The sequence below is a fragment of the Nocardia cyriacigeorgica genome (assembly GCF_010858045.1).
In the GTDB taxonomy this organism is placed as follows: domain Bacteria; phylum Actinomycetota; class Actinomycetes; order Mycobacteriales; family Mycobacteriaceae; genus Nocardia; species Nocardia cyriacigeorgica_E.
This window is the reverse complement of record NZ_JAAGVC010000003.1, coordinates 161,385-181,562: the sequence shown is the minus strand read 5'-3', so window position 1 is coordinate 181,562 and position 20,178 is coordinate 161,385. Positions and strand designations below refer to the sequence as shown.

Below are 20,178 nucleotides of genomic sequence, written 5' to 3'. Positions count from 1 at the left end.
ACGCCGCCGGGCCGGATGAACGCGAGAGTCAGCTGGCCGTGCGGTCTTCCGGTGAATCGTCGGGTTCCTCCGCCACCACGGCCTCGGTGACCAATTCGAATTCGCCGTCGTGGCGCTCGGTGCCCTGCACGACCGCGTCGACCACCAGCTGCACGCCGAGATCCTCGCGCTGGATGATCGGGTCGGCACGCAGATCGCGATACAGCGAGACGCACATGAAGCCCATCACCACCATGAACGGCAGCGAGACCACCGTGGTGAGCGCTTGCAGCCCGGTCAGCGCGCCGCCCAGATTTGCGGGATCGGCGATGACGAGCATGATGGCCGCCACCGCGCCGGTGGCCGAACCCCAGAAGATGACCGTGGGCCGCGAGGGTTCGATGCTGCCCTTCTCCGACAACGTGCCCATCACGATGGAGGCCGCGTCGGCGCCGGAGACGAAGAAGATCGCCACCAGCACCATCACCAGTCCGGCGGTGAACGACGCCAGCGGATAGTGATCGAGCAGATGGAACAGCGCGAAGTTCTCGTTCACCGAACCGTCGGCCTCGGTCAGATCGTTGGTCTGGCTCTGCTGCTGGATGCCCGCGCCGCCGAAGATGACGAACCAGATCAGGCTGACCACGCTCGGCACCAGCAGCACACCGGTGACGAACTGACGGATGGTGCGGCCACGACTGATTCGCGCGATGAACATGCCGACGAAGGGGGTCCAGGAAATCCACCACGCCCAGTAGAAGATGGTCCAGCTCGATAGCCAGGTCTCCATCGCTTCGCCGCCGGCGACACCGGTCCGCGAGGCCATGGTCGGCAGCATGGCGATGTAGTCGCCGATGGCGGCGGGCAGGAAGTTGAGCATGACCAGCGTGGGTCCGGCGATGAACACGAATGCCGCGACCGCAAGCGCCAGCACCATATTGATGTTGGACAGCCATTGGATGCCACGATCGATGCCCGACACGGCCGAGAAGATGAAGGCGATGGTCAGACCGCAGATGATGGCGACGAGACCGACCTTGCCGATGGCGTCGATCCAGCCGTTGAACTCCATCCCGGCTCCGATCTGCAGCGCACCGAGACCCAGCGACGCCGCCGATCCGAACAGGGTCGCGAAAATGGCCATCATGTTGATCGCCTGGCCGCCGATGCCGTCGGCTCTGCGGCCGAGAATCGGGCGGAACACCGAGGAGATCAACTGCGAGCGACCGCGGCGGAAGGTGCTGTAGGCGATGGCCAGTCCGGCGACGGCGTAGATCGCCCAGGGATGCAGGGTCCAGTGGAACAGGGTGGTGGCCATGGCGATCTCGGCGGCCTCCGGGCTACCCGGTTCGGCCGTGCCCGGCGGCGGGCTCACGAAATGCGACAGCGGTTCGGCCACGCCCCAGAACATCAGGCCGATGCCCATCCCGGCGCTGAACATCATCGCGATCCAGGAGACGGTGCGGAATTCGGGTTTCTCGCCGTCGGCCCCGAGCGGGATCTTGCCGTATCTGCTTGCGGCCAGCCAGATCACATAGACCACGAAGACCGTCGCGATGAGCACGAACAACCAGCCGGTATTGCTGATCACCCAGGTCTGCGCGTTTCCCGCCGCGGTGGCCAAGCTGGTCCGGTCGATGATGCCCCATGCCACGAACGCCAAGGACCCGATCGCCGTGACGCCGAAGACGAGACGGTCGAGTCCTGGTTTCGCCGGTGATCTGCCAGCAACCCGGTGCACCGTCGCTTCGGTGTCCCGGGAATTCCTGTCGGCGCCGATCGACATTGAATCGGAGTCCTTTCAGATCGCGAACGACCGCTGGTAGGCGGTTGTTCTCTTCCCGCAGCAACCGTACAGCGTGCACGCGGCGCCAGGACGCACAACACTTGCGTCGGCGCGGTCTGCGCAGCTCATCCGGCACGTTGCGACCCGCCGCGGCGGCCGAGCCGGTCCGTCGCGAGGGGCGAGTATTCGGTACCCCGCGCGTACCGGGAGCAAACCTCAGCGCGTCATGGTGTCGCGCTTCCGGAATGGCCGGGCAGCACGCAGACCGCGTCGAGTCCGAGGACGTGATTGAGCCGGCCGAAGGCCAGCCAGGACCCGATGCTCATACTCAGCTCGACGATCTCGGCCTGGCTGTAGCAGGCCGACATTCGGGCCCAGAACTCGTCGTCGAGGTTGTGGTGGTCGAGGGCGTAGCGTTCGGCGTACTCGGCGGCCAGCCGGGTGCGCTCGTCGAAGGCGTCGGTGTTACGCCAATCGGCGACGGCGTCGAGGAAACCGGGATCGACCTTCTGGCCGTCGCGTTCGGTGCGCCAGTCCAGGCAGAACAGACAGCCGTTGAGCTGCGCGATGCGCAATCGCGCGGCCTCGAATTCGGCCAGCCCGAGCGTGGAGTGGGAATACACCGCGAGCGAGAAATTCGATGCGGCGACCCCGATTCCCGGCACCATCTCGCCCCAGACGTAGCCGATCGGGTCCTTGCCCTCCGGAATGTCGATCCTCATGTCCGGTTCCTTCCCAGCCTGCCCACCGCCGGTCGCAGCGGGACATCGAGCGCGTCGTAGAGTCCGGGGCTCGTCTCGGTGAGCCAGTCGATCGCGCCGACGAGCCGCCCGACCGCGGTGGCATTGCCGCCTGCGGCGTAGTTGCCGTCCTCATCGGTGGCCTCGATGGTGACTTCGAGACGCGGGCGGCCTTCCACGATGACCCGGTGCGCACCGGACCCGTTCGGCGGGACCGGCCAGTCGGGTGCGCAGCTGGGATGGATGCGGGTGATGTGTTCGATGACGATCGCCGGCTCCCCCGCGACGATGCCCTGCACCTCGAACCGCAGCGCGCCCTGGGTGCCTGCCGCGAACTCCCCCATCGAGGCCGTGCCGATCGAGGTCTCGAGTTCGCGGCGGTCGAGGGTTTCGCGGATCTCGTCGAGTTCGACACCGAGCGCACGCGCCATGAGCCGAATCTGGCCGCCCCACACCATCGTCGGCACGCCGGGAGCCACCATGGGCGGTGCGTAATCCATCGGCTGGCCCATGCCGACCAGGTAGCGCACCGAATCGGGCTGGTCGTAGCTGGAGTAGTCGAAGATCTCCTGGCAGCGAATGCCTTCGACGACGGTGCCGAGCCCGCTCATCAGCAGCGGCAGCACATCGTTACCCCACCCGGGATCGACCCCGGAGACGAAGAGCGACCCGCCGCCGGATTCGATCGCGGCGAGGACCTTCGCGCGCTGCTCGGCGGGTGCGTTGCGGGCGTCGTAGAAGGCATAGAGGGCGGGAGTGACGACCACCGCGCCCGCGGCGACGGCGGCAACGATATCGGCCAGGGCGTCGTCGGGGCGGATGTCACCGGAGGCCGCGTACACCACCGCGCGTGGTTTCGAGGCCAGCACGGCGGCGGCATCGGTGGTGGCAGCGACGCCGAGTTCCTGGTCGAGACCGGCCAGTTCCCCCGCGTCCCGGCCGGCCTTGGCCGGGTTGTGCACGATGACGTCGGCGAGTTCCAGCCCGGGATGCGCCGCGACGGCGCGGATGGCCGCGCGGCCGACGTTTCCGGTGCCCCACACCGCTGTGGAGATCATCAGCCGAGTCTAGCAAGCGCTTGGTTGTCAGGAGGGCGTTTCCGGGCTCGCGGTATGCGGTCGTACGGTGGCGGCGTGACCACCTTTCGAAAGGCCGATACCGGGAAGCATCCGGACTTCTATCCGGCCGAGGCGGCGGGGCTGCGCTGGCTCGAGGCCGCGGGAGCGCCGGTGGTCCAGGTGCTCTCGGTGGACAGCGGGCATATCGAGATGGCGCGGCTGCCGCACGGGCGGGCATCGGCGGACTGTGCCCACCGCCTCGGCGAGGCACTGGCGCGCATGCATGACGCGGGCACCGACGGTGCTGGATTCGGTTGTCCGCCCGCCGGTTTCACCGGGCAGATCTTCATCGGCAAGCGGCCGATGAGCAGCGTCGAACACGACCGGTGGGGCGAGTTCTACGCCACCGAACGGGTAGTGCCGTTCCTGGCCATCGCCTATGACGCGGGCAATGTGGACCGCACCCAGCGCACCGTCATCGAGCGGGCCTGCGCCGTGGTGGCCGATGGACGCTTCGACGACGGCGACTCCCCCGCGCGGATCCACGGCGATCTGTGGAACGGCAATGTCGTGTGGACCGGCGAGCGGGCCGTGCTGATCGATCCGGCCGCGCACGGCGGGCACCGGGAAACCGATCTGGCGATGCTGGCGCTGTTCGGTTGCCCCTACCTGGAGCAGCTCATCGAGGGATACCAGTCGCGGCATCGGTTGGCCGATGGATGGCAGGCACGGGTGCCGCTGCATCAATTGCATCCGCTGGCCGTCCATGCGGCCGGGTACGGGCCCGGTTACGGACAGGCATTGCATGAGGCGGCGGTGGAAACCCTTCGGCTCTGAGCGTGATCCCTCGCCGAGCATGCGCCGCGCCGGCGCCCGGCACCGGCCGACAGCGGCCGACCGCCGTGCTGGGCTATCGACACCGCCGGGTTCATCGGTTGTCATCCGAGTCGACCGGTGGTGCGGCGGCGTGCTCGATCCGATCCGCCCGCACGACGGTGTCGGGCCGTTCCCACCGCGACGCCTCCAGTACGCCGGGCATACCATCCTCGACCACGAAACTCGCCCTGGTGTGGATGGGTGCGCCGGGCCGTTCGACATAGGGCACCACGCGGAAGTCGGTGCGCCACAGCCGCTCATCCACCTCCACCCGGACATAGCCGCGTTGGCTGTTGTAGAACTTCAGGTCGGGATTGGCCGCCAGCAGCTCGCGGCCGCGGCCGGGCAGGTCGACGCCGTCGCCACCGCTGGAGATCGAGGTTCCGGTGAATTCGGCGGCCACCACCGCGGATTCGGCGTCGCCGGGATCGCGGCGCAGATCGGCGGCGTAGTTCTCGTGCCGGTCGCCGGTGAGCACCACCAGGTTGTGCACCGAGCGGTCGGCGGCGGCACCGAGTATCGCCGCGCGTTCGCTCGCGTAGCCGTCCCATGCGTCGGTGGAGATCGCCGTCCGCGGGCCGGGATCGTGGTCGGTACGGCCCATCACCACCTGATTGCCGAGAATCTGCCAGCGTGCGGGCGAGTGCGCGAAGCCGTTGAGCAGCCACTGTCGTTGTGCGCCACCGAGAATGGTGCGATCGACACCGGTGGCCGAGGCGCATTCGCTGACGATCTCGCCGCCGCAGACCTGCCGGGTGCGGTATTGGCGTGTGTCGAGCAGCGTGATCTCGGCGAGGTCGCCGAAGCGGTAGCGCCGGTGCAGGCGCATATTCGGACCCGACGGTAGCTGCGCCAACCGTAGCGGCTGATGTTCGTACATCGCCTGGAAAGCCGCCGCGCGACGGCGCAGGAATACCGCCCGCAGTGCGTCGAGGTCGATCGTCGACGCGGCGGCGTCGGCGGCCCAATCGTCGTCGACCTCATGATCGTCCATGGTGACCAGCCACGGGAAGGCCGCATGGGCGCGGCGCAGCGGCTCATCGGATTTGAACCATGCGTAATGCAAGCGGTAGCCGGCCAGATCGCGGGCCTCGTGCCGCAGCGGTGAGGGCACCCGGATGCCGCGCCGGCGGCCCGTCAGCGGATATTCGTAGATGTAATCGCCCAGATGCACCACCAGATCGAGGTCCTCATCGGCCAGATGCCGGTAAGCGGTGTAGTGGCCGTCGTTCCAGGCCTGACAGGAGGCGTAGGCGAAACGCAGCCGCGACCCCGTCCCCGGGCGGGGCGCGGTGCGGGTGCGGCCCACCGGTGACAGCGCCGACCCCGCGCGGAAGCGGTAGTAGTACCAGCGCTGCGGTTCCAGACCGCCGATCTCGGGGTGCACACTGTGCCCGAGCGCGCGATCGGCCACCACCGAGCCGCGCCGCACCACCTTCCGGAAGTGCTCGTCGTCGGCGATTTCGTAGTCGACGGTCACCGGACGCGCCGGCATGCCGCCGAGCCCGTCGGCGGCGAATGGATCCGGTGCCAGCCGAGTCCACAGCACCACCCCGTCCGAGGTCGGCTCGCCGGAGGCGACGCCGAGAGTGAAGGGGTCACCGGTCCAGCGTGGGGCCCGGAACCGGGCGCCGGAGACCGCGCAACTTCCCGCCAGCGCGGCGGCCGACGCCACGCCACCGAACCGCAACAGCTGCCGACGCGACAGGCCCATGGTTCATGGTGGGGGCGCCAGATCGACAGCCACTCACCCGTGCGGTGAAGCCGGCGATGACATCGGGCGAACATTCGTCGTCGAGGCGTTCGCCGGCGAGCATCGATATCGGAGCGGTCGTCAGTTGGCGCCGGTCAGCACCGCGCGCAGGCGTTCGGTGTCGGCCGGTGTCCAGCCCGGCGGTGGCAGGATCGCGGCCCACGAGTCGGCGATGGCGGCGTGAAAGGTGTGGCCGTACCCGTCGGGCACGTTGGTGGAGACCGCCATATCGGCCGACACCTGGAGGAAGGTGAGGATCGGGATCCAGCGGGTGCTGTCGAGGACGTCGTCGGCGCGGGGTTCACGGAGCCAGTCCGGTTCGTGCAGGGCAAGCCCCGGCGTCCACCAGGTGATGGGGTCGGAGCCGTGCTGCAGGTACACCACTCGCGGCCCCGGCCAGTCCGGGGTGGGTCGTTCCAGGTCATCGGGCCCGGCTACGAACCGCACCGTGCGGCCGTCCTGGAAGATCGGCAGCACCTGCGGCGTGCCGGGATCGCGGCGCGCGGTCACGTCTGCCCAGATGACGTTGTCGAACGTCGGACCGACGAACAGCGCGCCGTCGGTGCGCGAGGTCAGATCCTGGATGCCGGAGAACGCCGCTTCACCGCCGAAGGAGCCGAGACTCTCACCGAACACCACCAGCTTCGGTCGATCGTCCTCCGGCATGGCCGACCACCGGGCGTAGACCGCCTCGAACAGCGCCTGCCCGGCCTGCCGCGCCCGCTCCTGATCCACCAGGAACGACAGCCAGCTCGGCAGATACGAGTACTGCATGCTCACCAGCGCGGTGTCGCCGTTGTACAGATATTCGAGCGCCGAGGCGGTGGACGGATTGAGCCAGCCGGTGCCGGTGGTGGTGGCGACACCGATGACGGCGCGGTCGAAGCCGCCGGCGCGATCGAGTTCGGCCACGGCCAACTCCGCCTCGGCCCGCACGGTATCGGCCGAGGCGAGCCCGGTGTAGGCCCGGATGGGCATCATCGCCGGACGGCCGTTGAACTCCGAGAGCTGCCCGACCGTCGGCCCGTTCCCGACGAAGATGCGGCCCTGCCTGCCCAGGGAATCCCAGGTCACCAGCGAGCCCGGGCCGCCGGAGCGCTCTGGCACGGTGGGCGCCGGGTTGTCGGCGTCGGTCTCCTGGTTGACGGCGGCGAAGGTGTTGTTGAGCACCGACATCGCGCCGTTGGCGACCACGCCGTCGAGTACGGCCACCAGGGCGAGGGCCACCAGCACGCCGCCGGCCACGACCGCGACGCGGGCGGGCAGCACCGTGGTCAGCAGTCGCGCCACCCATGTCGTCACCGCGATCAGCCCGCGCACCACCGCCACCAGGAGGGCGAACACCACCACCGCGACCACCAGGATGATCGGATACGACCAGAACGACAGCCCGGAAACGCCCATGAGGGTACGCAATTCGTGCTGCCAGCCCGCGAACCAGATCAGCATGAGCACCGTGCCCACCACGGCGATGCCCGCCAGCACCCACCAGGTCACCGCCCGGGTGGGGCGCGGTTGCTCACGATGCACCATCCAGCGAATGATCGCCGCCACCAGCACGCCGAGCCCGTAGCCGACAGCGGCGCCTGCCCCGGTGACCACACCCTGGAACAGCGCGTCGCGCGGCAGCAGCGAGGGTGTCAGCGACAGCCAGATCAGAACCAGCGCACCCACCAGGCCACCGAACTCGAGCCGTAGCCACCCACGCCGTTTCTCCGGCCCTTGCGGCTGCTCGGAGTCCGCCGTGTCCTGCGTCGCCGGGGTCGTTGTCGTCGCCACTGCGCACCTCGTTCACCCAGAGTCGACACCCGCCGACAGTTCGACCACAGTATGGTTCAGCTCGGCGCGCAAGGTGCGCACATCGGCGCTCGCCGCCGTCATGTCGGCATCGCAGGTGCACGGCGCGGCGGCCGCGTCATCCGGCGACGAGGGTGGAGTCATGGACGCGGAACTGCGCGAATGGAAAGACGGCGGACAGTATTTCGACTTCCTCGGCTTCGACGTGTTCTACCGGGTCGCGGGCAGCGGACCATTTCTGCTCCTTGTCCACGGCTACCCGTTCAACTCCTGGGACTGGGCCCCGCTGTGGGATCGCCTCACCGAGCGATACACCGTGATCGCCCCCGACATGCTCGGTATGGGATTTTCCGCCAAGCCGGTGGCCGCCGATTACTCGGTCCCGGCGCACGCCGATATGCACGAAGCGCTGCTCGCGCACGTGGGCGTCACCGAGTGCCATGTCGTCGCACACGATCTCGGGGTGTCGGTGGCCCAGGAAATGCTGGCCCGGCACGAAAGTTCCACGCAGTCGATGACGCCCTATCGGCTGCGCTCACTGACCTGGCTCAACGGCGGGCTCTTCATCGAGTCCTACCGTCCGCGCCTGGTCCAGCAGCTGCTCTCGACACCGCTCGGTGACGTGGCGGGCCGATTCCACAAGCTGCTGTTGTCCAAGCCGATGCTGGCCCGGTCGATCGATGAGATGTTCGGCCCGGCCACCAAACCGAGCCCGCGGCTGCTCGAGCAGTTCGACCAGATCATGAACTACAACGACGGCGCCCGCGTCACCCACCTGGTCGGCCGGTTCGTGCGCGATCGGCTCACCTACCGCAACCGCTGGGTGCGCGCCATGCGCGCGACCTCGGTGCCGATGCGGTTGATCAACGGTCCCGCCGACCCGAATTCGGGCAGGCATATGGCCGAGCGCTACCGCGAGGTGATCCCGGATCCCGATGTGGTGATGCTGCCCGACGCCATCGCGCACTGGCCGCATATCGAGGCCCCCGACGCGGTGCTGGCCGCCATCGTCGACCACATCGCCGCCGCCTCAGCGGCGTCGGCGCATGGTCAGCACTCCGGCGGCCCAGCCGACCAGGAAGATGGCCAGTAGCGCCACCCACATGGGTGAGGTGATGGTGATGGCCAGAATGTCGATCGACACCTTGCCGCGGTTCTGCAAGATGAAGATGACGGCGAGGATCGTCAGCACCAGCGCCAGCCACTGGGTGGGTGATATCCGCTGCAGGATCGAGCGCTTCTCGGAGGTGTTCATGGCCACTCCCATCTACCCGACAGGGCTTTGCGCCTCAGTATGGCCGCTGCACACCCGCCGAACCCGGTAACGACCCGTGCGCGGTCGCGGGGGGGCCGGGCTGCCGTCAACACCCCTGCCACTGGTGTAACGGGTGCCGGCACTCGGCCGCTGTAACCAGTGGGGGGCGCTGCGGCTCGTGCCGACACCTGAGAGGTTCTGCCATGGTTCATCCGACCGTCGTCCCGTCCAACCCGGTCGAAGCCCTCCTGATGGCGCTGTCCTGGCTGGTCTGCTCGATATCCGCCGGAGAGGGCTGCGCGATCATCCAGTGACGCCCGGCGGTGGCCGCCCGGCTGGTAGTAATGGAACGATGACTGCCGACAACGGCTCTGCCCCCGATTCCGGCGATCCCGGGATCGACCCCGAACTGGTCGAACTGGCCACCGCGGTCTTCGCCCTTGCGCGCACCGGCGCCGCCGATCAGCTGGCCGCTTACCTCGATGCGGGTGTGCCGGTGAACCTCACCAACGAGCGCGGCGACACCTTGCTCATGCTCGCCGCCTACCACGGTCACCGCGCGGCGGTCGGGGTGCTGTTGGCGCGCGGGGCCGACCCCGACCGCGCCAACGACCGCGGCCAGACCCCGCTGGCCGGGGTGGTGTTCAAGGGCGAGAACGAGATCGTGCGCGATCTGCTGGCGGCCGGCGCCGATCCGGACGCGGGCACCCCATCGGCGCGCGAGGCCGCGACCATGTTCGGCAAGACCGAGCTGGTCGAGTTCTTCGGCTGAGGACCGCACCGGTCACGACCGCGCCGACGCGACCAAGAAAGAAGCCGACGCACCACCGCTGACGGCGTTACGATGCGCACATGGCGCACTCCGCCCCGCCTGCCTCCGGGGTGACCGTCCAGTCCGACCGGTCGCCGGAGGCATCGCGTGGCAACCAGGTCGCCGAGGTCGTCGAACGATTCGCCCAGGCGTGGCAAGAAGGCGACAGCCCGCCGGAGCTGCGCAACTATCTCCCCGACGCGCCCGCGATCCGGCGGGTCTCGCTGATCGAACTGATCAAGATCGATCTGGCCAACCGCTGGCAGCGCGGCACCGCACCGAAACGGCTGGCCGAATACGTCGACGAACTACCCGAGCTGCGCACCTGGCCGCTGCCGCCGGACCTGATCTACGAGGAGTTCCATATCCGCCGCCGTTCGGGCAGCTCCGTCGACGTAGGCGAGTACACCGCCGCCTATCCCGAACAGGCCGAACAACTTTCGCAACTGCTCACCACCGAGGACTATCACAGCACCCTGCTCGGCGGCCGGGCCGAACCGGCGAATCTGGACGAGCTGGAGGTGGGTCAGCGCATCGACGACTTCGACCTGATGACCAGCCTCGGGCGAGGCGCGTTCGCCCGCGTCTTCCTGGCTCGGCAGCGGTCCATGCAGCGGCTGGTGGCGGTGAAGATCTCCCGCGACAAGGGCACCGAGCCGCAGACGCTGGCCCAGCTCGACCACGACTACATCGTGCGTGTCTTCGATCAGCGCGTGATCGACGGTCCGGGCTTGCGACTGCTCTACATGCAGTACGTGCCCGGCGGCACCCTGCTCACCGTGCTGGAGCGGGTACGCAACACACCGGCGGCGCAGCGCAGCGGGCAGCTGCTGCTCGATGTCATCGACGCCGTGCTCGCGGGCAATGGCGAGATCCAGCCTGCCGAATCACCCGTGCGTGCCGAACTCGCGAAGCTGTCCTGGCCGGAGACGGTGGCCTGGCTGGGGCGCAGGCTCGCCCAGGCGCTGGACTACGCCGGCGGGGTCGGTGTGCTGCACCGCGACGTCAAACCGGCCAATGTGCTGCTCACCGCGGAGGGTGTGCCGAAGCTGGCCGATTTCAATATCAGCTTCAGCGGCAATGTCTCCGGTGACAGTCCGGTCGCCTACTTCGGCGGCTCGCTGGCCTACATGTCGCCCGAACAGCTGTCGGTGGTGCATCCGGACCGGCCCACCGCCGCCGCCGACCTCGACACCCGCAGCGACCTGTACTCGCTGGCCGTGGTGCTGTGGGAATTGCTCACCGGGCGCAAACCGTTCGGCGAGGAGAACGCCGTCGGCGGCGATCGCACCGCCCTCGACTCCATGCTGGACCGGCGCGCGCACAGCCCACAGGACCTGCCCTACCAGGACCTGCCGCCCGGCACGCCCGCTGCCCTGCGACGCGCGTTGGTGCGCGCACTCGAGCCGGATCCGGCCGCACGCTGGGAACGCGGCGCCGATATGGCCCAGCAATTGCAGGTCTGCCTGGACGCGCGCGCCCGCGATCTGGTGGACCCGCCTCCGGGCAGCGCTCGGTTACGGGCCCGCAGCTGGGTGCATCCGATCATGGCGCTGGCGATCGCGGTGCCCAACCTGCTGGCGATCCTCTACAGCTACAACCACAACCGGACCCTGATCATCAGCAAACTCGACGCGGACGCGCAACGCACCTTCGATCGTGTCGCCTGGACCAGCTACGGCGTCGGCTTCCTGATCGGGGCGATCGTGACCATCGCGCTGGTGATGCATCTGTGGCTGATCATGTACGGGTTGCGCCACGGCAAGGTCTACGACGCGGCGGCGCTGGCGCGGGCCCGCTCGGACACGCTGCAATTGGCCAGCCGCAATGTGCTCACCTGCTTCGTGCTGTGGGTGATCACCGGTATCGCGGTGCCGGTCTCGGTGCAGCTGTCGGGCAGTCGGATCAGCGCCGAATCGTCGGCGCATTTCTTCCTCACCCAGATCGTCTGCGGCGCCATCGCCATGGCATACCCGTACTTCCTGGTGAGTTTCTACGCGGTGCGCTGCCTGTATCCGGCGTTCCTCCCGTTGGGCGGGCTCGGCGCCGACGACAGCAGGCAGCTGCGCGCGCTGGACCGGCGCAGCACCTACTTCCTGACCGTCGCCGCCGCGGTGCCGCTGCTCGGCGCCGCCGGGGTGACCTTCATCCCGTCCGCCGATATCGACGCGGTGATCGTGCCGCTGCGGGTGCTGTGTTTCGGCGGGGCGCTGGCCTTCGTCGGCGTGTACTGGTTGTTCCGGATGCTGGAGCGGGATCTGGCGGCACTCGAACGCATCGTCACGCACTGAAACGCCGCGAAATCGTGGGCGTCGGCGAGTACGGTATAGCCGCCGCGCGGGGTCGAGCGCGGTGATCGGGTATCGGGGAAAGGCGGGGCTAGGCATGATCGAACCGGTTACGTCGACGGTCGCACCGGCGACCGGCACACCCTCACTCGCCGGACCCGAACTACCCCTGGCCGCCCGGTATCGCAGCGCCGACCCGATCAGCTGGCAGGGCAGCATGGTGTATCCGATGTACACCGAACAGCTCACCGGTTCGGCCACCACCCTCACGCTGACCTTGCTGTCGGCGACCCCGCCGCCGGGCGTGCGCGGGCTCGGCGTCGGGCTGTCCATGGTCGACGGCTATGTCGGCGTCGACCGGCGCACGCTGGCGGGGGTCGACGTCTGGCGCGACGCCCTCGAACGCGGCATCACCGTCGAGTTGTCGGCCGCGCGCCGGGGCGCCCTGTATTCGCTGACGCCGGTCTGGCGCGATACCGACGGTGCCGCCAGGTCCTGGTCCGGCAATTACGGCATCGTCGTCGAGCGCGCGGCGGGCGGGCGCATCGTGTTGTGGTGCAGCCTGGGTGCGGGCCCACCGCATTTCGCCGACCTGGTCGTCGAGGTGAGCGCCGCACCCGCCGACACCACTCCGCTGCCGGCCGTCGGCGGCGCGAAGAGCCGCACATCCGCACCGAACGCCGAGGCCGATGCGCCCGGCGAACGCGACTATCGCAGCGCGCTCTACGACCTCGGCGTCGCCATGTTCGCCCGTGGCGAGGAGGAGCAGGCGTGCGAGCTGTGGTCGCAGGCGGCGGCGGGCGGGCACGGACCGGCCGCCTATGACCTCGGCGTGGTGCGGTACCGCCAGGGTGAGTTCGACGAGGCCGAACGGTACTGGCGCATCGCCGCCGAGCAACGGGGCGTGCGCGCGATGGCGGGGCTGGCCGAACTGCTGCAACGGCGCGGCGCCAGCACCGAGGCTCAGTTGTGGCGCACCCGTGCGATCACCGCGAAGACCGTCGCGGAATCGCTGTCCCGGCGCGCGGTGTGAACGCCGGGAATTCGGTGGACGTGGCATGGAACGCCCGTCTACGGTGGGCGTCATGAGTGGCATCACATGTCGGCACGCGGCGTGCGCGGCCGTGTACTTCATCCGCCTGCGCACGGTGGCCCGGGCTCTGCCGGTGCACCGCATCGCGCGCTGACCAGACCGCCGATCCCAGCGAACACTCACCCGCGGTTCTGGTAACCGTCGTCTCCACGTGCCCTGGCATGGGTCCGGGCGAATCACGCGTTCCGATTCGTCCACTCCATTCGGAGGACTCCCATGTCCCGCACACGTTTCCCCTCGCATGCCAGGGGCACCAGCACGCGCAAGCAGCTGTCGCAGAATTTTCTCGTCGACGCGCGGGCCGCGCAGGCCGTCGTCCGCGCGGCCCGCGTCCGCGCAGGCGATACGGTGCTCGAGATCGGCGCCGGTGACGGCATGCTGACCCGTCAGCTGCTCGATCACGGGTATCGAGTGATCGCCTACGAAAAGGACCGCTATTACGCGCGACGGCTGCATGCCCGATACGCGGGCGATCCGCGAATCCGGGTGATCCACAACGACTTCCGCCGCGCGAGCGCACCGGATCGGCCGTTCGCGGTGGTCGCCAATATTCCGTTCGGCATCAGCACCGACATCCTGCGCTGGTGCCTGGACGCCGAGCGGCTCACCTCGGCGACGCTGCTCACCCAACGGGAGTTCGCGCGTAAGCACTCCGGCGATTACGGCCGGTGGAGCAAGCTCACCGTCGCTCACTGGCCCGCGACGACGATGACGCTCGGCCCGCACGTCCGTCGCAGCAGCTTCGAGCCGGTCCCCCGGGTCGATGCCGCGGTGCTGCGCCTCGCGCGGCGCCCGCAGCCGCTGCTGACCCGACCGGAAACCGCCGGCTATCGCACGATGGTCGAACTCGGCTTCTCCGGCGTCGGCGGATCGCTGGCGGCCTCGCTACGCCGGCGCTACCCCGCCACCGCGGTCCGCAAGGCCTGCGCCGCGGCGGGAATCGAGACCGACGAACCGGTCGGGCTGGTGCACCCGGACAGCTGGATCACCCTGTACCAGCAGTTGCGCCGGCTGCCCGCACACCCGCGCTGACACGCGGCGGCGGCGGGAAGGGATCGCCTTCCCGCCGCCGTCAGGACGCGACCGTTGGCTCAGATCGGCGTGAAATCGCGGCTGGCGATGTAGGTCGGGCGCCGCGCCGGAGCCGCGAACGGCTCCTCCAGGGTGTTCTCCACGCTGTTGAACACCAGGAAGATGTTCGAACGTGGGAACGGCGTGATGTTGTTGGCCGACCCGTGCATGATGTTCGAATCGAACACCAGCGCCGACCCGGCCCGCCCGGTGAACTGCGCGATACCGTACTTGTGCGCCAAGTCTTCGATATCGGCCTGGGACGGGACCCCGATCTGCTGCTCCCGCAACGATTCCCGATAGTGGTCGGCCGGTGTCGCACCTTGGCACGGCACGAAGGTGCGGTGCGAACCCGGCATCACCATCAGGCTGCCGTTGAACGGGTAGTTGTCGGTCAGCGCGATGGAGATGCTGACCGCACGCGGTGACGGCATGCCGTCTTCGGCGTGCCAGGTCTCGAAATCGGAGTGCCAGTAGAAGCCCGTCCCGCCAAAGCCGGGCAGGTAGTTCACCCGGCTCTGATGCAGGTAGACCTCCGACCCGAGGATCTGCCGGGCCAGGCCCGCGACCCGCGGCTCGGCCGCCAGTTCCGCGATCGCGGAACTGAGCCGGTGCACCTCGAACACCGACCGCACCTGATTCGAGGATTTCTCCACGATCACCCGCTCGTCGCCGCGCAGTGCGGGATCGCCGGCGAGCCGGTCGATCTCCCGGGCGAAGCGCGCGACTTCCTCCGGGGAGATCAACTGGTCCAGGATCGTGTACCCGTCGGTGTCGAATCCGGCGAGCTCGGGTGCCTCGATTCGACCCCACACCGTCGCGTCGTGGCGCTCGAGGTGCGGCGCCGGTTCCGGGGTGCGGGTCGGGTAGTGATCGATCCGATTATGTGCCAACGTCGCGTCCTTTCTCAGCTGGCCGGAACGGCGACCAACGGATAGACGCCGTTCTCGTCGTGAACCTCCTGCCCGGTGACCGGCGGATTGAACACGCACATCATGCGCATCCGGGTACGCACCTCGAGCTGGTGCTTTTCATGGCCGTCGAGCAGATACATCGAACCGGGGCCCAGTTCGTAGGTCTGATTGTTGGTCAGATCGGTCAGCGTGCCCTCGCCCTCGACCAGCCAGACCGCTTCGACGTGGTTCTGGTAGTGGAAGACGTGGGTGGTGCCTGCCTCGATGGTGGTCTCGTGGAAGGAGAACCCCACCCGGTCGCCGCCGAGCACGATCCGCTTGCTGCGCCAGCCGGTGCCGGCCACATCACGGTCGGTTCCGGTGATTTCTTCGGTGGTACGCACGATCATGGTTGGCCTCCTCAGGCGCCGCAGACGGTGTGGACTGCGCCGGTCAAGATCTGCAATCCATGGTCGAGCTCGTCCTCGGTGATGGTCAAGGGGGGCAGGAGCTTCACGACCTCGTCGGAGGCGCCGGAGGTCTCGGCCAGCAGACCGCGTTCGAAGGCGACCTGGCAGACCTTGCCCGCCTGCGAGGCGTCGTCGAAGACCAGGCCGTGCACGAGGCCACGGCCGCGTGTCGAAATGCCCGGCAGGCCCTCGCTGATCGCGCCGAAGGCCTGGGCAATCTGCTCGCCCTTGGCCTCGGTGGCGGCTTGCAGCGCGCCATCGGACCAGTAGTGCTCCAGCGCCACCTGGGCGGTCACGAAAGAGGGGTTGTTGCCGCGGAAGGTGCCGTTGTGCTCGCCGGGGGCCCAGACGTCGTGTTCGGGCTTGAACAGCACCAGCGCCATCGGCAGGCCGTAACCGCCGATCGACTTGGACAGCGTGACGATATCGGGGGTGATGCCCGCCGATTCGAAGGAGAAGAACGGGCCGGTGCGCCCGCAACCCATCTGCACATCGTCGACGATGAGCAGGATGCCGCGCGCCTCACACAGGCTGGCCAGGTGCCGCAGCCACTCCGCCCGCGCCAGATTCACGCCGCCTTCGCCCTGCACGGTCTCCACGATGACCGCCGCGGGCCGGTCGAAGCCCGAGGACGAGTCGTCGAGCACCCGCTCCATCCACTGGAAATCGGCGGTGGTGCCGTCGAAGTAGCCGTCGTAGGGCATGGGGGTGGCGTGGTTGAGCGGCACGCCCGCACCCGCGCGCTTGGCGGCGTTACCGGTCACCGACAGCGCGCCGAGGGTCATGCCGTGGAAAGCGTTGGTGAAGCTGAGCACGGTCTGGCGGCCGGTGACCTTGCGGGCCAGCTTCAACGCGGCCTCGACGGCATTGGCGCCCGTCGGTCCGGGGAACTGCACCTTGTAGTCCAGTCCGCGCGGAGCCAGCAGCGTGTCACGCACGGTTTCCAGCAGTTTCCGCTTGGCGACGGTGGACATATCGAGCCCGTGGGTCACGCCGTCGGAGGCGATGTAATCGATCAGGGCTTTCTTGAGGATGGGATTGTTGTGCCCGTAGTTCAGGGCGCCGGCGCCGGCGAAGAAATCGAGAAAATCCTTGCCTTCTTCGTCACGCAGCCAGGCACCTTTCGCGGTTTCGAAAACCGTGGGCCAGGAGCGGCAGTAGCCACGCACATTCGATTCCAGTGCGTCGAAGATCGTCGTGTCAGCGGTGATCATCATAGATCCCTTTCAGTTTTACGGGCGATCGGTGCGATTCGGTACAGGTCCTCGGCGATATGGCTGTCGGGAAAATCGCCGGGAGTGAACAACTCGGTCTTGGTCATCTCCGCGCCGCGGCGCCGCGCCAGTGCGGCGAACATCGCGATGGAGGCCGGGTTGTCCGGTGAGACGGTCGTCTCCAGGGCGTCGACGCCGTGTCCGTCGGCGTCGATCAGGTTGTCCACCAAGCGATCCAGCATCGCGACGCCGAGTCCGCGGCCACGCTGATCATGATCGACGGCGACCTGCCAGACGAACACGGTACGCGGGGACTCCGGGCGCAGATACCCGATCACGAAGCCGACGACCCGCCCGTCCACCTCGGCGACCACCGAGGTGGCGGCGAAATCGCGGCACCACAGCAGATACGCGTAGCTGGAATTGGTGTCCAGCACCTGCGAATCCTTCGCGATACCCCACATGCGCGCCCCGTCGCGAATTTCCGGGGTCCGCAGAACCGGGGCGCCGGCGGGCTGCCGGTGCGATCCGGAACGGGTCGCCGCGGAATCGACGCGCGCTGGGTCGTCGGTCTGTGTGGGCAAAGCTTGCGTTGACATACAACTCCGAGGTCGATGTTCAGTACTTTCCCAGGCTTACGAATGAACTTTGAGCTGACCTGGTCGAGGACTTTACGATTGTGTTACGGCCGTGTGACGCCGTTCATGAACTCCGCAATTTCGGGATATACCTCACGTTTCAATTCACTCGATGGCGGGCAAGCGAATGGTGAATCGGGCGCCGCCGCCGGGGCGGGCGCCGCATGCCACCGTGCCCTTGTGGGTGGCGACCGTTTCGGCCACCAGTGCCAGTCCGATACCGGTACCGCCGTCGGCCTTGCGGCGGCTGGTGCGCGCGGTGGCGAACCGTTCGAAGATGCGATCGCGGTCGGCCGGTGGCACGCCGGGGCCCGCGTCATCGACGGCAATGACCGCGTCGCCGCCCTCGCGGTGCACGGTGACCGCGACCACTCCCCCGCCGTGCCGATCGGCGTTCTCCAGCAGGTTCACCACCGCGCGCTCGAGTTCGAGTTTGCGGCCGCGGACGATGACGTCCTCGGTGACCGTCAGCAGCTCCACCGGGTGCCTGCTGTCGCGCAGGGTGTGGGTGAGCAGCTCGGCCACCGACAGCGGGTCGGCGTCACCGTGATGCATGCCCGCCTCGACCCGTGCCAGCGCCAGAAGGTCGTCGAGCAGCCGTCGCAGGTGATCGACCTCGGCGGTGACCAGGGCCAAGGCCCTGCGCGAACGTTCGGGCAGATCGTCGCGGTGCCTGTTCAACACCTCCACGCTGGCGGTGAGGGTGGTCAGCGGGGTCCGCAGCTCATGGCTGACGTCGCCGAACAGCCGGTGTTCGCGGTCGATGCGCCGTTGCAGCGAATCGACCATCCGGTTGAACGAGTCCACGGTGCTGGCCAGGTCCTGGTCGTGGGTGTCGGGCAGGCGGATGCCGAGATCACCGGAGGCGATCTTGGCTGCCGCCTCGGCGACATCACGCAGTGGTCGCAGTACGCGGCGCCCGACCCAGATCCCGACCGCGGCGCCGAGCATCGCGGCCACCAGCGCGCAGCAGATCACCAGCACCGGGCGGTTGACGACCCGCTCGCCGAGGGTGACGCCGTCGTCGCCCAACCGGGCGAAGACCAGCAGCACCAGGGCGAGCGACATCAGGCCCGAGGTCGCCGCGAAGGCGATGGTGACCCGGCCGCGGAGGCTCCACACGCCAGGGTCGAGCCGGGTGCGGACGCGTTCGGCGTTCGTCATCGACGCTGAGATGGGCGGCCCGCTCAGCGTTGCACGTCGAGCCGGTAACCGAGGCCACGCACGGTGACCACGATCCGGGGGTCGGACGGATCGCGTTCGATCTTGGTGCGCAACCGGCGCATATGCACATCGACGATGCGCTCGTCACCGAAGAAACCACGGTCCCAGACCCGCTCGAGCAGCACCGATCGGCTCAGCACCCGGCCGGGCACCTCGGCCAGCTCGCACAGCAGGCGGAACTCGGTCAGCGTCAGCGCGATCTCCTCGTCGCCGCGGCGGACCGCGCCACCGTCGGGGGCGAGGATCAGCGGCGCGTCGGGATCGGCGTCCAGCACCACTTCGACCGGCGCTTCCCGCTCGGCCGAGAGCTGGGCGCGGCGACGCAGCGCCCGCATCCGGGCGGTGATCTCCTTGATCTCGAAGGGCTTGGTGACGAAGTCGTCGGCGCCGGCCTCCAGCGCCGCCACCACGTCATGGGTGTCGTCACGGGCGCTGACCACGATGATGGGCACGTCGTGATCGCGGCGGATCTCACGGATGCAGGTGAACCCGTCCATGCCGCCCAGCATCAGATCGACGATCATCACATCGGGTACGCCGTTGCTGCGCAGATGGTTGAGCGCGTCCTCGGCCTCCTCGGCTTCTTCGACGTCGTAGCCCTCGTCCTCCATGGCCAGGCGCAGTGCGCCTCGGACCCTGTCGTCGTCTTCCACGATCATCAGGCTCGCGCTCAATATTCAAATCCTTTGCAGATACGCGGAGCGCATCGCGGCGCGGAGGTTCGCATCCCCAGACCGACGCGATGTTCCGCTTTTCAGCTTTTCTCGAGCAACTTTCCGGTAACAGTAGTGCCCTGTATGCCCGATTGCTAAACCTCGAGTGAGATCGCTCACCGAACTGGTCGGTCGGGACGCTCCAGCCGGAAGAAGTTGCTGGGGCTGCCGTCGGGGCGTCGTTCCTGGTAGCGGAAGCACAGCTGACGTGCGTCGAAGGTGGCGAACCAGTCGTCCCAGTCGACGGGCAGCAATCCCGCGCCGCCGTAGCGCGGGAAGTCGAACCGCAACACTTCGACGCGTCCGTTGTAGTCGCTGCCGGGCATGGTGGCCGGGTTGGCGCCGCGCCTCTCGGCCCAGCGACGGATGACGTCGTGGTTTGTGGTGACCATGGTCTGTCCCGGACCGGCCGATGGGCCACCGTTCATGACGAACCTCCTCGCGGTAGGTGCGTGCGTAGCGGTCACCGATGAGCGAACCGTCGAGACGATCGCACCGGCTCGCCGACTTGATACCCGT

Annotated in this window: 19 protein-coding genes; 6 read left to right on the top strand and 13 right to left on the bottom strand. The window is 68.3% G+C overall.

The features are described from left to right. Positions 1-28: 28 nt before the first annotated feature. The 3 genes from GV790_RS04745 to GV790_RS04735 form a co-directional block, all read right to left on the bottom strand. Entirely contained in the window at positions 29-1,765 is a 1,737-nt protein-coding gene (locus GV790_RS04745) for a BCCT family transporter (protein ID WP_163810859.1), read from the bottom strand. Between the two features lie 224 nt (positions 1,766-1,989). After that, positions 1,990-2,487: a carboxymuconolactone decarboxylase family protein gene (locus GV790_RS04740; RefSeq protein WP_163810857.1), complete on the bottom strand. Its 498-nt coding sequence runs from the start codon at positions 2,485-2,487 to the stop codon at positions 1,990-1,992. Continuing rightward, positions 2,484-3,563, bottom strand: a complete 1,080-nt coding sequence (locus tag GV790_RS04735) for an NAD(P)H-dependent amine dehydrogenase family protein (RefSeq protein WP_163810855.1) — start codon at positions 3,561-3,563, stop codon at positions 2,484-2,486. Before GV790_RS04735 ends, GV790_RS04740 begins: the two co-directional genes overlap by 4 nt. 54 nt (positions 3,564-3,617) lie before the next feature. Here GV790_RS04735 and GV790_RS04730 point away from each other — a divergent pair, with 54 nt between their 5' ends. Then, positions 3,618-4,400: a fructosamine kinase family protein gene (locus GV790_RS04730; protein ID WP_163810853.1), complete on the top strand. Its 783-nt coding sequence runs from the start codon at positions 3,618-3,620 to the stop codon at positions 4,398-4,400. A 91-nt stretch (positions 4,401-4,491) separates the two neighbouring features. Here the strand turns inward: GV790_RS04730 and GV790_RS04725 are convergent, their stop codons facing one another. Next, the gene (locus tag GV790_RS04725; RefSeq protein WP_163810851.1) at positions 4,492-6,153 is read right to left on the bottom strand and encodes an alkaline phosphatase D family protein; all 1,662 of its coding nucleotides are present in this window, start codon (positions 6,151-6,153) and stop codon (positions 4,492-4,494) included. A 120-nt stretch (positions 6,154-6,273) separates the two neighbouring features. Then, a complete protein-coding gene (locus GV790_RS04720; protein ID WP_163810848.1) occupies positions 6,274-7,971 on the bottom strand; it encodes an alpha/beta hydrolase in 1,698 nt (565 codons plus the stop codon). 160 nt (positions 7,972-8,131) lie between these two features. Between GV790_RS04720 and GV790_RS04715 the strand changes: the two genes are divergently transcribed. After that, positions 8,132-9,082: an alpha/beta fold hydrolase gene (locus tag GV790_RS04715; RefSeq protein WP_163811119.1), complete on the top strand. Its 951-nt coding sequence runs from the start codon at positions 8,132-8,134 to the stop codon at positions 9,080-9,082. Here the strand turns inward: GV790_RS04715 and GV790_RS04710 are convergent. Next, the gene (locus GV790_RS04710; RefSeq protein ID WP_228807108.1) at positions 9,020-9,244 is read right to left on the bottom strand and encodes a hypothetical protein; all 225 of its coding nucleotides are present in this window, start codon (positions 9,242-9,244) and stop codon (positions 9,020-9,022) included. The two genes, GV790_RS04715 and GV790_RS04710, sit on opposite strands and share 63 nt — an antisense overlap. Positions 9,245-9,596: 352 nt before the next feature. Between GV790_RS04710 and GV790_RS04705 the strand changes: the two genes are divergently transcribed. The 4 genes from GV790_RS04705 to erm all read left to right on the top strand — a co-directional run bounded on the left by GV790_RS04705 (position 9,597) and on the right by erm (position 14,468). Next, positions 9,597-10,016, top strand: a complete 420-nt coding sequence (locus GV790_RS04705) for an ankyrin repeat domain-containing protein (RefSeq protein ID WP_163810843.1) — start codon at positions 9,597-9,599, stop codon at positions 10,014-10,016. An 80-nt stretch (positions 10,017-10,096) separates the two neighbouring features. After that, positions 10,097-12,346 carry a serine/threonine-protein kinase gene (locus GV790_RS04700; protein ID WP_163810841.1) on the top strand — a complete coding sequence of 750 codons (2,250 nt, stop codon included), beginning with the start codon at positions 10,097-10,099 and terminating at the stop codon, positions 12,344-12,346. A 94-nt stretch (positions 12,347-12,440) separates the two neighbouring features. Then, on the top strand, positions 12,441-13,376 hold the full coding sequence (locus GV790_RS04695) for a tetratricopeptide repeat protein (protein WP_163810838.1): 936 nt from the start codon (positions 12,441-12,443) through the stop codon (positions 13,374-13,376). A gap of 276 nt (positions 13,377-13,652) precedes the next feature. Continuing rightward, entirely contained in the window at positions 13,653-14,468 is an 816-nt protein-coding gene (erm, locus tag GV790_RS04690) for a 23S ribosomal RNA methyltransferase Erm (RefSeq protein WP_163810836.1), read from the top strand. 59 nt (positions 14,469-14,527) lie between these two features. On the opposite strand, the gene thpD is transcribed toward erm, so the two are convergent. From thpD to GV790_RS04655, 7 genes are all read right to left on the bottom strand, one after another. Continuing rightward, complete coding sequence (gene thpD, locus GV790_RS04685; RefSeq protein ID WP_175585801.1) at positions 14,528-15,400, bottom strand: ectoine hydroxylase; 873 nt, start codon at positions 15,398-15,400, stop codon at positions 14,528-14,530. A gap of 14 nt (positions 15,401-15,414) precedes the next feature. Further along, entirely contained in the window at positions 15,415-15,810 is a 396-nt protein-coding gene (locus GV790_RS04680; protein ID WP_014351408.1) for an ectoine synthase, read from the bottom strand. Between the two features lie 11 nt (positions 15,811-15,821). Further along, positions 15,822-17,084, bottom strand: a complete 1,263-nt coding sequence (gene ectB / locus GV790_RS04675; RefSeq protein WP_163810834.1) for a diaminobutyrate--2-oxoglutarate transaminase — start codon at positions 17,082-17,084, stop codon at positions 15,822-15,824. Beyond that, positions 17,084-17,683 carry a diaminobutyrate acetyltransferase gene (gene ectA / locus GV790_RS04670; protein WP_163810832.1) on the bottom strand — a complete coding sequence of 200 codons (600 nt, stop codon included), beginning with the start codon at positions 17,681-17,683 and terminating at the stop codon, positions 17,084-17,086. The genes ectB and ectA overlap by 1 nt, the downstream gene beginning before the upstream one ends. 144 nt (positions 17,684-17,827) lie before the next feature. Further along, a complete protein-coding gene (locus tag GV790_RS04665) occupies positions 17,828-18,886 on the bottom strand; it encodes a HAMP domain-containing sensor histidine kinase (RefSeq protein ID WP_163810830.1) in 1,059 nt (352 codons plus the stop codon). A gap of 23 nt (positions 18,887-18,909) precedes the next feature. Then, entirely contained in the window at positions 18,910-19,620 is a 711-nt protein-coding gene (locus GV790_RS04660) for a response regulator transcription factor (protein WP_163810828.1), read from the bottom strand. 155 nt (positions 19,621-19,775) lie between these two features. Then, entirely contained in the window at positions 19,776-20,087 is a 312-nt protein-coding gene (locus GV790_RS04655; protein ID WP_014351414.1) for a hypothetical protein, read from the bottom strand. Between the last annotated feature and the right edge of the window lie 91 nt (positions 20,088-20,178).

Bases quoted from the DNA above. Each gene is read 5' to 3' on its own strand.
- GV790_RS04745 (WP_163810859.1), bottom strand. From the start codon at position 1,765: ATGTCGATCGGCGCCGACAGGAATTCCCGGGACACCGAAGCGACGGTG.
- GV790_RS04740 (WP_163810857.1), bottom strand. From the start codon at position 2,487: ATGAGGATCGACATTCCGGAGGGCAAGGACCCGATCGGCTACGTCTGG.
- GV790_RS04735 (WP_163810855.1), bottom strand. From the start codon at position 3,563: ATGATCTCCACAGCGGTGTGGGGCACCGGAAACGTCGGCCGCGCGGCC.
- GV790_RS04730 (WP_163810853.1), top strand. From the start codon at position 3,618: ATGCGGTCGTACGGTGGCGGCGTGACCACCTTTCGAAAGGCCGATACC.
- GV790_RS04725 (WP_163810851.1), bottom strand. From the start codon at position 6,153: ATGGGCCTGTCGCGTCGGCAGCTGTTGCGGTTCGGTGGCGTGGCGTCG.
- GV790_RS04715 (WP_163811119.1), top strand. From the start codon at position 8,132: ATGGACGCGGAACTGCGCGAATGGAAAGACGGCGGACAGTATTTCGAC.
- GV790_RS04710 (WP_228807108.1), bottom strand. From the start codon at position 9,244: ATGAACACCTCCGAGAAGCGCTCGATCCTGCAGCGGATATCACCCACC.
- GV790_RS04705 (WP_163810843.1), top strand. From the start codon at position 9,597: ATGACTGCCGACAACGGCTCTGCCCCCGATTCCGGCGATCCCGGGATC.
- GV790_RS04700 (WP_163810841.1), top strand. From the start codon at position 10,097: ATGGCGCACTCCGCCCCGCCTGCCTCCGGGGTGACCGTCCAGTCCGAC.
- GV790_RS04695 (WP_163810838.1), top strand. From the start codon at position 12,441: ATGATCGAACCGGTTACGTCGACGGTCGCACCGGCGACCGGCACACCC.
- erm (WP_163810836.1), top strand. From the start codon at position 13,653: ATGTCCCGCACACGTTTCCCCTCGCATGCCAGGGGCACCAGCACGCGC.
- GV790_RS04680 (WP_014351408.1), bottom strand. From the start codon at position 15,810: ATGATCGTGCGTACCACCGAAGAAATCACCGGAACCGACCGTGATGTG.
- ectB (WP_163810834.1), bottom strand. From the start codon at position 17,084: ATGATCACCGCTGACACGACGATCTTCGACGCACTGGAATCGAATGTG.
- ectA (WP_163810832.1), bottom strand. From the start codon at position 17,683: ATGTCAACGCAAGCTTTGCCCACACAGACCGACGACCCAGCGCGCGTC.
- GV790_RS04665 (WP_163810830.1), bottom strand. From the start codon at position 18,886: ATGACGAACGCCGAACGCGTCCGCACCCGGCTCGACCCTGGCGTGTGG.
- GV790_RS04655 (WP_014351414.1), bottom strand. From the start codon at position 20,087: ATGAACGGTGGCCCATCGGCCGGTCCGGGACAGACCATGGTCACCACA.